We start from the raw sequence: 10,206 nt of genomic DNA on the forward strand, positions 1-10,206 counted from the left end.
TTAGTCGGCCTCGGTGAAGACGACATCCATCGGGATGTCGTACGGCTGCGGGTAGATCGTTGGGATCCGCTGCAGCGAATAGCCGATGCCGATGACAAGCGGCTTGTTGGGCAGTGACGCCAGCGTGCGGTCATAGAAGCCGCCGCCGTAGCCCAGCCGGTAGTTCTGCGCATCGAAGCCCACTACCGGTGAGATCACGACGTCGGGGATGACGCGCACATCGTCGACCGGGATCGGGATGTTCCATACGCCTTTTTCGAGCTTGTCGCCGGGCGTCCATGCGCGGAAGATCAGCGGCGTCGCCTTGGCCAAGACGACCGGCAGCGCCATGCGCCCGCCCTTGTCGATCACCCGCTGCGCCCAGCCGCGCAGGTCAGGCTCGCCGCGAAATGGCCAATAGATGGAGACGGTCTTGCCGGCATAGTCGCCGACGCGGCGGTCGATCTTCTCGCAGATCACCGCCGCATGGGCAGCACGGACATCGGCCGGAAGCTCCAGCCGCGCCGTGATCAACCGTTCGCGCTCTGCCTTGCGCCAGCGCCTGACATCGGCCTCTGCGATCGGGTCGCCCGCAGGCGCGCTCCCCTCGCCGCCAAGCTCGTGCATGAAGCAGGGTGGCGACGCGTAGGTGCCGCCGCCGGCCTTGTCCTGTTCATCGGTCATCGCACTCCTCCTTTCCCAAGACTAACCGTCATGGCCGAGGAGGTGCACCCCGAATGCGACGTCTTCGCAGCGAATACGTCGCACACGAGCGAAGTGACTAGCTCAGCATTTCCTTGATGAGGCCGCTTGCCTTGCCGAAGTCGAGCTGGCCAGTGTAGCGCTCCTTGAGGTAGGCCATCACCTTGCCCATGTCCTTCACGCTTGCCGCACCCGTCTCAGCCACTGCCTTTGCAATTGCATCGCGCGTCTGCGCCTCGTCCATCTGCTGCGGCAGGTATTCGCGGATGATAGCGATCTCGGCGCGCTCCTTAGCGGCGAGTTCCGCACGGCCACCCTCTTCATAAGCCTTGGCGGATTCCTCGCGCTGCTTCACCAGCTTGGTGAGAATCTGCAGGATCTCCTCGCTGGAGGCGGCGTCCTTGCCCGCGCCGCGATTGGCGATATCCCGGTCCTGGATCGCGGCGTTGATCATGCGCAGAGTCGACGTCCGTTCCTTGTCCTGCGCCTTCTGTGCTTCCCTCAGGGCCTTCGTGATCGTTTCGCGCATATCTTTTTCCTTCGTTCTTTTGGGGTCGGCTCTCACCGATGATTGACCGCGCCGATGGCTTCACCTATGGACCGGGCGAAACTATCTCAATGTTGCGCGACAGAGGCAGACGGCTCCCCGCCGCGCATACGCCTGCGCGATGCGTCCTGCAAGCAGGACCATTTCAAGCACGGCCTGCCACGAACGGAGAATGGCCATGACCGGTACGACCGCCCCGACCTTGCCCTGGCAGACGAAGAAGCCCACCGCCTTGCTGGTGCTGGCCGACGGAACGGTGATTGAAGGCACCGGCGTTGGCGCCACTGGGCATGTGGTGGCTGAAGTCTGCTTCAACACGGCCCTCACGGGCTACCAGGAAATTCTGACCGATCCGTCCTACACCGGACAGATCGTCACCTTCACCTTCCCGCATATCGGCAATGTCGGTACGAACGGCGAGGACATTGAAGACCTCACGCCGGCAGCACGCCACGGTGCGGTCGGCGCCATCTTCAAGGGCGACATCACCAACCCGTCGAACTACCGCAACAGCGAGGCGCTCGATGCCTGGCTGAAGCACCGCGGCATCATCGCCATGTGCAATATCGACACGCGCGCGCTGACGGCGCTGATCCGCGACAAGGGCGCGCCGAATGCGGTGATCGCCCACTCGCCGGACGGCGTCTTCGACGTCGAGGCGCTAAAGAAGGAAGCGCGCGAATGGTCCGGCCTCGTCGGCCTCGACCTTGCCAAGGATGTGACCTCCGGCCAGTCGTCGACCTGGACCGAGACCCCTTGGGTCTGGGACGAGGGTTATGACGAGCAGAAGGAGCCGTCGATGCACATCGTTGCCGTCGACTACGGCGTCAAGCGCAACATCCTGCGCCTGCTTGCCGGGCTCGGCGCCAAGGTGACGGTCGTTCCGGCCAGGACCTCGGCTGACGAAATCCTCGCCATGAACCCGGACGGCGTCTTCCTGTCGAACGGCCCCGGCGACCCGGCAGCGACCGGCGAATATGCCGTGCCTGTCGTGCAGGACCTGCTCAAGGCCGACCTGCCGATGTTCGGCATCTGCCTAGGCCACCAGATCCTCGCCCTCGCCGTCGGCGCCAAGACCGAGAAGATGCACCAGGGCCACCACGGCGCGAACCACCCGGTCAAGGACCACACCACCGGCAAGGTCGAGATCGTGTCGATGAACCACGGCTTCGCGGTCGACTCGAAGTCGCTGCCGGAAGGCGTTGTCGAGACTCACGTTTCGCTGTTCGACGGCTCCAACTGCGGCATCGCGCTGGCCGGCAAGCCGGTGTTCTCGGTGCAGCATCATCCGGAGGCTTCTCCGGGTCCGCAGGACTCGCACTACCTCTTCCGCCGCTTCGTCAACATGATCCGCGAACGCCGCGGCGAGCCGGCTCTGGCGGAGCGCTGATCAGCGCGCTGACCAGCACTCGTTGGGAATGAAAATGGCGGCTCTGAGCCGCCGTTTTTGTTGGGTTAGATTCTGAGTGGCGGATGGTCCAGGCACGCCCCCTTGTGCATCCCCACTTTCCGCATGATGCTCCCTGCACTGCCCATTCTGGAATGCGGCTTAGCGGATCGGTACCGGCATGGATCCTCGGCTCAAGGCCGAGGATGACGATGTGGGAAGGTTACTGAAAGTCGTCAGCGCCGGCATTGATGGCGCGCTGCCTTCGGCGGTTAAGCAGAACCATTCAGCTTCGTCATCCTCGGCCTTGAGCCGAGGATCCATGCCGGAACGCTGAAGCCCGGGCCGGCGATTGAGAACCCCGCGCGGCGGAAACGCCGGCATTACGTGAGGTGATCACGCTGTGAGCAGCGAAAAGCCCGCAACAAAAAGGCGGGTCGCGAGCCCGCCTTATTCATCCAAATGTCTCCGTCCCTCAGACCGGGTTGTTGAACGTATCGCAGTCCTCGAGCCGACCGTTGCGCAGGCCGTTGGCGAACCAGGTCATGCGCTGCTTGGACGTACCGTGGTTGAAGCTTTCCGGAACGACGTAGCCCTGGGTGCGCTTTTGCAGCGTGTCATCACCGATCTGGTTGGCGGCATTCAGCGCCTCCTCGATGTCGCCCTGCTCCAGCAGGCCCTTCTGCGCGGTGTAATGCGCCCAGATGCCAGCGAAGCAGTCAGCCTGCAGCTCGACACGGGTCGACATGCGATTGGCTTCCACCTGGCTCATGCTCTGCCGCTGGCGGTTGAATTCCGGCAGCAAGCCGATCAGGTTCTGGACGTGGTGGCCGACTTCATGCGCGATCACATAGGCCTGCGCGAAGTCGCCCGACGCCTTGAACTTCTGCGCCAGCTCGCGGAAGAAGCCGAGGTCGATGTACACCTTGCGATCGCCGGGGCAGTAGAACGGCCCCGAGGCCGACGAAGCATAGCCGCAGGCCGACTGGATCTGGTTGGTGAAGAGCACCAGCCGCGGCTCGCTGTATTCCTGCCCCTCGGCCTGGAAAATGCCGTTCCAGACATCCTCGGTCTCCGCGAGCACGACGGAAACGAACTGCGCCTCTTCGTCCGTCACTTGGCTGTTGCCCTGCTGCTCAAAGCCAATCTGCTGGCCACCGCCGATCCCGCCGCCCGCGAGGATCTGCAGCGGATCGATACCGCAGGCGCGGAGCGCGAAGAACAACACGACGAGGATAATGATGCCGGAGAGGCCACCGCCGCCAGCGCCACGGCCTATCGGCAACCGGATGGGCCCGCCTCCGCCAATACGGCCGCCCGGCATGCCGCCGCCGCGTCTGTCCTCGATATTGCTGCTTTGCCGACGGCCCTTCCAGAGCATGGTACAAGTCCTGTTGATGATCGTTCGACATTAGCCGAACGACTGCCACGTTCAAAGTGCGTTGGGTAAGGCCAGCCTGACGACGCTGGCAGGGCAATCTTAGCCTTTGGCGTCGCCACCGGCGCTACGGGCTCGTTCCTCGAACCGGTCGCTGCCTTTCCTGAGGTCGGACCCCTTTTCCTCCTCAACCTTGCGCTCTTCCTCGCGCGTGGCCCGGTGCAGGCCTTCAGCCGATTCCTTGCCGGTCTTGGTGGGTGCGTTTTCCTTGCCCATCGTGAACTCCCGTCGCTGCGAGGTTGATCTTCCTCGATAACGCTTGGCGGCATGCGACGTTCCCGCAGGCCAACCGATGCTTCTGCCAGCCGCTCCGGACCAGAAAAATCGTCGTTAATCAGGCATTAAGCATGGGCCGATAGCGTTCCGCGACAACCACCCGACTGGTCCTTGCTAAGCATGAACGCCCTCACCCCGCTGATCGAACTTGCACACCAGAAGAGCCTCGACCTCTTCTTCCGTGCTGGTCAGGGGTACCTTGCCGGATCGCCTCATCAGCACGGCCAGCAAGCAAGCGGTTGGGGACTGTCTCCTGTTGGCGTCCACTCGAAGGCCAGGGAGCGCATTGTCTGCGCCGTGCGCGAGATGCCGCCTTCAGCGCAGGTCTACGCGCGGCCTGGCTACTGAGCCGTTATGGCAGAAGCTTCCTGTGGAGGAATGCCTGCTGTGCGCAAACAGCTGGGCAAGCTGCATTTCCGGGGTTCCCACGCCCGGTTCCTTCCCCTATAAGGCCCGCCTAGCCTTACAGAACCAAAACTTGTTACGACCGGCCGAGGTCTCCCCTGGCGCAGCAGCGTTCTAAAAGGGGTATCCGCGACCGGTATTCGTGCAAGCCCAAAAAGACGGATGCTCCCATGCCGAAACGCACCGATATCAAATCGATCCTCATCATCGGCGCGGGCCCCATTGTCATCGGGCAGGCATGCGAGTTCGATTACTCCGGCACGCAGGCCTGCAAGGCGCTGAAGGCCGAGGGCTACCGCATCATTCTGGTCAACTCCAACCCGGCGACGATCATGACCGATCCGGAGCTGGCGGACGCGACCTATATCGAGCCGATCACCCCGGAAGTCGTCGCCAAGATCATCGCCAAGGAGCGCCCGGATGCGCTGCTCCCGACGATGGGCGGCCAGACCGCGCTCAACACCGCGCTGTCGCTTCGCCGCATGGGTGTGCTCGACCGCTACAATGTCGAGATGATCGGCGCCAACGCCGAGGCGATCGACAAGGCCGAGGACCGCGCACTGTTCCGCGAAGCTATGGCCCGCATCGGCCTCGAGACGCCGCGCTCGATGCTCGCCAACGCCACCGAGGTCAAGGAAGCCGACCGCCGGGAGCATGAAGCGCGCCGCGAGGCGCTGAAGGCCTCGAACCCGGCCGACCTCGACGCAGCGCTCGACGCGCTGGAGACCGAGTGGAACCTCGGCGAAGGCGACCGCAAGCAGCGCTACATTGCCCACGCCATGGGCGTGGCCGCACAGGCGCTCGACTTCGTCGGTCTGCCGGCGATCATCCGCCCGTCCTTCACCATGGGCGGCACCGGCGGCGGCATCGCCTACAACCGCCAGGAATTCTTCGACATCGTCCAGGCCGGCCTCGACGCCTCGCCGACCACCGAAGTCCTGATCGAGGAGTCGGTGCTGGGTTGGAAAGAGTATGAGATGGAAGTCGTCCGCGACAGGGCGGACAACTGCATCATCATCTGCTCGATCGAGAACCTCGACCCGATGGGCGTGCACACCGGCGACTCGATCACCGTCGCCCCTGCCCTGACGCTGACCGATAAGGAATACCAGCTGATGCGCAACGCCTCGATCGCGGTGCTGCGCGAGATCGGCGTTGAGACCGGCGGCTCGAACGTTCAGTTCGCGGTCAACCCGGCCGACGGTCGCCTGGTCGTGATCGAGATGAACCCGCGCGTGTCCCGTTCGTCGGCGCTCGCCTCCAAGGCGACCGGCTTCCCGATCGCCAAGGTCGCGGCGAAGCTCGCGGTCGGCTACACGCTCGACGAGCTGGAAAACGACATCACCGGCGGCGCGACCCCGGCGGCCTTCGAGCCGTCCATCGACTACGTCGTCACCAAGATCCCGCGCTTCGCGTTCGAAAAGTTCCCGGGCGCCGAGCCGACGCTGACCACCGCGATGAAGTCGGTCGGCGAGGTGATGGCGATCGGCCGCACCTTCCAGGAATCGCTGCAGAAGGCCCTGCGCGGACTCGAAACCGGCCTTACCGGCCTCGATGAGATCGAGATCCCCAGCCTTGGCCAGGGCGACGACAAGAACGCCATCCGCGCGGCCCTCGGCACCCCGACGCCGGACCGCCTGCGCATGGTCGCGCAGGCCATGCGCATGGGCACCTCGCTCGAGGACGTCCATGAGATGTGCAAGATCGACCCGTGGTTCCTCGAGCAGATCGACGGCATCATCCGCATGGAGGCCCGCATCCGCGAGCACGGCCTGCCGCAGGATGCCGAGAACCTGCGCATGCTGAAGGCGATGGGCTTCTCCGACGCTCGCCTGGCCTCGCTCGCCGGCAAGGATGCCGCCGAGGTCGCGGCACTCCGCAACAAGCTCGACGTCCACCCGGTCTTCAAGCGCATCGACACCTGCGCGGCCGAGTTCGCCTCGCCGACCGCCTACATGTACTCGTCCTACGAGGTCCCGTTCGCAGGGGCGCTCGCCGACGAGGCCAAGGTGTCGGACAAGAAGAAGGTCGTCATCCTCGGCGGCGGCCCGAACCGAATCGGCCAGGGCATCGAGTTCGACTACTGCTGCTGCCATGCGTGCTTCGCGCTGTCGGACGCCGGCTACGAGACCATCATGGTCAACTGCAACCCGGAGACGGTCTCGACCGACTACGACACCTCCGACCGCCTCTACTTCGAGCCGCTGACGGCCGAAGACGTGCTGGAGATCCTGCGCGTCGAGCAGCAGTCCGGCCAGCTGCATGGCGTCATCGTCCAGTTCGGCGGCCAGACGCCGCTGAAGCTCGCCGAGGCGCTCGAGGCTGCGGGCATCCCGATCCTCGGCACCGAGCCGGACATGATCGACCTCGCCGAGGACCGTGACCGGTTCCAGAAGCTGCTGCGCAAGCTCAACCTGAAGCAGCCGAAGAACGGCATCGCCTTCTCGGTCGAGCAGGCGCGCACGGTCGCCTCCGAACTCGGCTTCCCGCTGGTCGTTCGCCCGTCCTACGTGCTGGGCGGCCGCGCGATGCAGATCATCTTCCAGGAAAGCCAGCTGCAGTCCTACCTGCTCGACACCGTTCCGGGCCTCGTGCCCGAGGACATCAAGCAGAAGTATCCGAACGACAAGACCGGCCAGATCAACACGCTGCTCGGCAAGAACCCGCTGCTGTTCGACACCTACCTGTCGGAAGCGATCGAGATCGACGTCGACGCGCTCTGCGACGGCGAGAACGTCTACGTCTCGGGCATCATGGAGCACATCGAGGAAGCCGGCATCCACTCCGGCGACTCAGCCTGCTCGCTGCCTGTACGCTCGCTCTCGCCTGAGCTGGTGGCCGAGCTCGAGCGCCAGACGGCAGCCCTTGCCCGGGGCCTCCATGTCGGCGGCCTGATGAACGTCCAGTACGCGATCAAGAACGGCGAGATCTTCGTCCTCGAGGTCAACCCCCGTGCCTCGCGTACCGTCCCGTTCGTCGCCAAGACCGTCGGCCGCCCGATCGCCAAGATCGCGGCACGCATCATGGCTGGCGAGACGCTGGACGAGGCTTTCGGCCACTATGGCTCGAAGCCGGTCCTGTCGGAGCTGAAGCACATCGCGGTCAAGGAGGCCGTGTTCCCGTTCGCCCGCTTCCCGGGCGTCGACACGCTGCTTGGACCGGAGATGAAGTCGACCGGCGAGGTCATGGGCCTCGACGCGGACTTCGCGCTTGCCTTCGCCAAGAGCCAGCTCGGCGCCGGCGTCGACCTGCCGCGCTCAGGCACCGTGTTCGTCTCCGTCCGCGACGAGGACAAGGCGAAGGTGCTGCCATCGGTGAAGCGCCTCGCCGACCTCGGCTTCAAGGTGCTGGCAACCGGCGGCACGCAGCGCTTCCTCGCGGAGAACGGCGTCGCGGCCGAGAAGATCAACAAGGTGCTGGAAGGCCGTCCGCATATCGAGGACGCGATCCGCAACCGTCAGGTCCAGCTCGTCTTCAACACCACCGACAGCCAAAAGGCGGTGTCGGACTCCAAGTCGCTGCGCCGCGCGACCCTGATGCACAAGGTGCCCTACTACACGACGATGGCCGGTGCCGCCGCTGCCGCCGAAGCCATCGCGGCGCTGAAGGCCGGCTCGCTGGAAGTCCGCCCGCTCCAGGAATATTTCTGAACCTGAGCTTTTCGGACCGGACCGCCCCACGGCGCCCGGTCCAACGCCTGACACAATCGTCACGCCAACTCCCTGCCCTCACCGGCAGGGAGTTTTTTGTTTGGACATCATCGATTTCACGCCGCCAGAGATCGTCGCGCGGAACGCCGCGCAGGGTCTCGCATGGCGCGAGCGTTATGGCCGCGGCGGAACGGAAGTGGGCGTTGCCCGCGCAAAGGAACTCGTCGCGCGCCGCGATCTTTCGCCCGAAACCATCCGGCGGATGGTGAGCTACTTCGCCCGCCACGAAGTCGACAAGCGCGGGAAAAACTTCTTCAACGACGACAACCCCTCAGCCGGCCGCATCGCCTGGCTGCTCTGGGGCGGCGACGAAGGCCGGGAATGGGCGAAGGGGATCAAGGAGCGGATGGGGAGGAGTAGGTAATCGAGCGCGGAGCGTCAACTGCGATGTTGCAGTTAATGTTGACCGGTCAGTGCTACCCTGCAAAATATATTATGGTATTGGGGGGGGTGTCCATGAACAGTCGGCATCAAATTGCGGAATTGTTACTCGCAATAATTCCATTGGCACTTGGCTACTTCTCTGGGATTATATTTCTTAGTTCTTACCTAAGTAAGTTTGCCATATCGATCCACCAGATCCCCTTCGACATCCCGACTGTGCTCTCACACTCCTACAATGCTGCAGAGCCAGGCGTTATCGTCTTCTTCCTCATTATCTATTTGGTTGTTGCCACGGTCTGGGTGACAAGCTCCAAGAACGAGACGCTACCAGACGTCCTGCGAGCATTGCCTATTCAGATCGGCGCCCTCCTAGTTCTCCTGACGCTTCTGTTTATGGCGGCTTATCACTCGGCGAGATCGGCCGGAGAGCGAAGAGCAGAGGCAGTGATGAACGGACAGGCATCACTCGTTACGTTTCTTGCGCCTATAGACGACACGCGGTCTCACATCTCAGCGCGCTCCCGAGCGATGCTCCGAAAGTGCATCCAAGGTGATCGATTGCGGCACATCATCTCCACGTCCACCTGGGTTTTCGCCTATTGCGCAGCTACTTCGAGGGAAGGTCTAGTGATCTCTCAACACGTGGAGACCGCCAAATTCGCACCGCTGAAGGTTGTCGCACGATGAGGAACTTCCTATTTTGCGCCACACTTCCGGCGACCGCGGCATCGACTGATGCCACCTCACAAACCCACAATGATAAACCGGAAGACCCGATTGCTTATCTGGAGCACGTAAGCAGCATATATTACTCAACTCCACGGATAAGCTTCTGGATACTAGAAGATCACCCTGAGCTACCTTTGGGTTATACGCTAGGAGATGAGGAAACAGACCAAGTTGATTTCAATCACTGCCCCGGAGGGGAGATCGTGGAAAGGATAGAGCGCACGAGACTCACTCCGGCAGGCGATGGAGTGGACTGCCGCTCGGTGCCAAATCTTGAGTGGTCTGCCCCCTGAAAAGTGGTCCTCCCTGAAGTAGGCTATTGAGCCGTAGGAGGACGTTGGAATGCCCCAGAAGAAGCATAGACCTGAAGAGATCGTGGCGAAGCTGCGCCAGGTTGATGTTCTGTTGTCACAAGGCCGGTCAGTTGGCGAAGCGGTTCGTTCGATCGGCGTGACACAGTTCACGTATTACCGCTGGCGCAAGGAGTTCGGCGGCCTGAAGGGTGACCAGGTGAAGCGGCTGAAGGAGCTCGAGAAAGAGAACGACCGGCTGCGCAAGGCTGTGTCGGACCTGACGCTCGAGAAGCTGATCCTGAAAGAGGCCGCCTCGGGAAACTTCTGAGCCCCGCCCGTCGTCGGCGGTGCGTCGA

The 10,206-nt window shown here is 63.2% G+C and carries 8 protein-coding genes and 1 pseudogene; 5 read left to right on the forward strand and 4 right to left on the reverse strand.

The genetic code is table 11. The annotated features are described in order from the left end of the window. Together L610_RS13995 and L610_RS14000 are read right to left on the reverse strand one after the other, a co-directional pair. On the reverse strand, positions 1-663 hold the full coding sequence (locus tag L610_RS13995; protein ID WP_144705816.1) for a 5-formyltetrahydrofolate cyclo-ligase: 663 nt from the start codon (positions 661-663) through the stop codon (positions 1-3). A 97-nt stretch (positions 664-760) separates the two neighbouring features. After that, positions 761-1,210: a GatB/YqeY domain-containing protein gene (locus tag L610_RS14000; protein WP_144705818.1), complete on the reverse strand. Its 450-nt coding sequence runs from the start codon at positions 1,208-1,210 to the stop codon at positions 761-763. A gap of 190 nt (positions 1,211-1,400) precedes the next feature. On the opposite strand from L610_RS14000, the gene carA reads away from it, so the two are divergent. Next, positions 1,401-2,618: a glutamine-hydrolyzing carbamoyl-phosphate synthase small subunit gene (gene carA / locus L610_RS14005; RefSeq protein WP_024849629.1), complete on the forward strand. Its 1,218-nt coding sequence runs from the start codon at positions 1,401-1,403 to the stop codon at positions 2,616-2,618. A 472-nt stretch (positions 2,619-3,090) separates the two neighbouring features. Here the strand turns inward: carA and L610_RS14010 are convergent, their stop codons facing one another. Beyond that, the gene (locus L610_RS14010; RefSeq protein WP_144705820.1) at positions 3,091-3,996 is read right to left on the reverse strand and encodes a neutral zinc metallopeptidase; all 906 of its coding nucleotides are present in this window, start codon (positions 3,994-3,996) and stop codon (positions 3,091-3,093) included. Between the two features lie 99 nt (positions 3,997-4,095). Next, the gene (locus L610_RS20245) at positions 4,096-4,269 is read right to left on the reverse strand and encodes a hypothetical protein (protein WP_186441493.1); all 174 of its coding nucleotides are present in this window, start codon (positions 4,267-4,269) and stop codon (positions 4,096-4,098) included. A gap of 180 nt (positions 4,270-4,449) precedes the next feature. On the opposite strand from L610_RS20245, the gene L610_RS14015 reads away from it, so the two are divergent. The 4 genes and pseudogenes from L610_RS14015 to L610_RS14030 all read left to right on the forward strand — a co-directional run. Beyond that, positions 4,450-4,677, forward strand: a complete 228-nt coding sequence (locus L610_RS14015) for a hypothetical protein (protein WP_144705822.1) — start codon at positions 4,450-4,452, stop codon at positions 4,675-4,677. Between the two features lie 227 nt (positions 4,678-4,904). Then, complete coding sequence (gene carB / locus L610_RS14020; protein WP_144705824.1) at positions 4,905-8,384, forward strand: carbamoyl-phosphate synthase large subunit; 3,480 nt, start codon at positions 4,905-4,907, stop codon at positions 8,382-8,384. Between the two features lie 100 nt (positions 8,385-8,484). Beyond that, a complete protein-coding gene (locus L610_RS14025) occupies positions 8,485-8,808 on the forward strand; it encodes a hypothetical protein (RefSeq protein ID WP_144705826.1) in 324 nt (107 codons plus the stop codon). 1,091 nt (positions 8,809-9,899) lie between these two features. After that, positions 9,900-10,206: pseudogene (locus L610_RS14030) on the forward strand (transposase); the annotation flags it as partial.

The sequence above is a fragment of the Aminobacter sp. J44 genome (assembly GCF_007829415.1).
Classification (GTDB): Bacteria; Pseudomonadota; Alphaproteobacteria; order Rhizobiales; family Rhizobiaceae; genus Aerobium.

Excerpts from the sequence above, each read along its gene's own strand:
- L610_RS13995 (WP_144705816.1), bottom strand. The coding sequence starts at position 663 with ATGACCGATGAACAGGACAAGGCCGGCGGCGGCACCTACGCGTCGCCA.
- L610_RS14000 (WP_144705818.1), bottom strand. The coding sequence starts at position 1,210 with ATGCGCGAAACGATCACGAAGGCCCTGAGGGAAGCACAGAAGGCGCAG.
- carA (WP_024849629.1), top strand. The coding sequence starts at position 1,401 with ATGGCCATGACCGGTACGACCGCCCCGACCTTGCCCTGGCAGACGAAG.
- L610_RS14010 (WP_144705820.1), bottom strand. The coding sequence starts at position 3,996 with ATGCTCTGGAAGGGCCGTCGGCAAAGCAGCAATATCGAGGACAGACGC.
- L610_RS20245 (WP_186441493.1), bottom strand. The coding sequence starts at position 4,269 with ATGGGCAAGGAAAACGCACCCACCAAGACCGGCAAGGAATCGGCTGAA.
- L610_RS14015 (WP_144705822.1), top strand. The coding sequence starts at position 4,450 with ATGAACGCCCTCACCCCGCTGATCGAACTTGCACACCAGAAGAGCCTC.
- carB (WP_144705824.1), top strand. The coding sequence starts at position 4,905 with ATGCCGAAACGCACCGATATCAAATCGATCCTCATCATCGGCGCGGGC.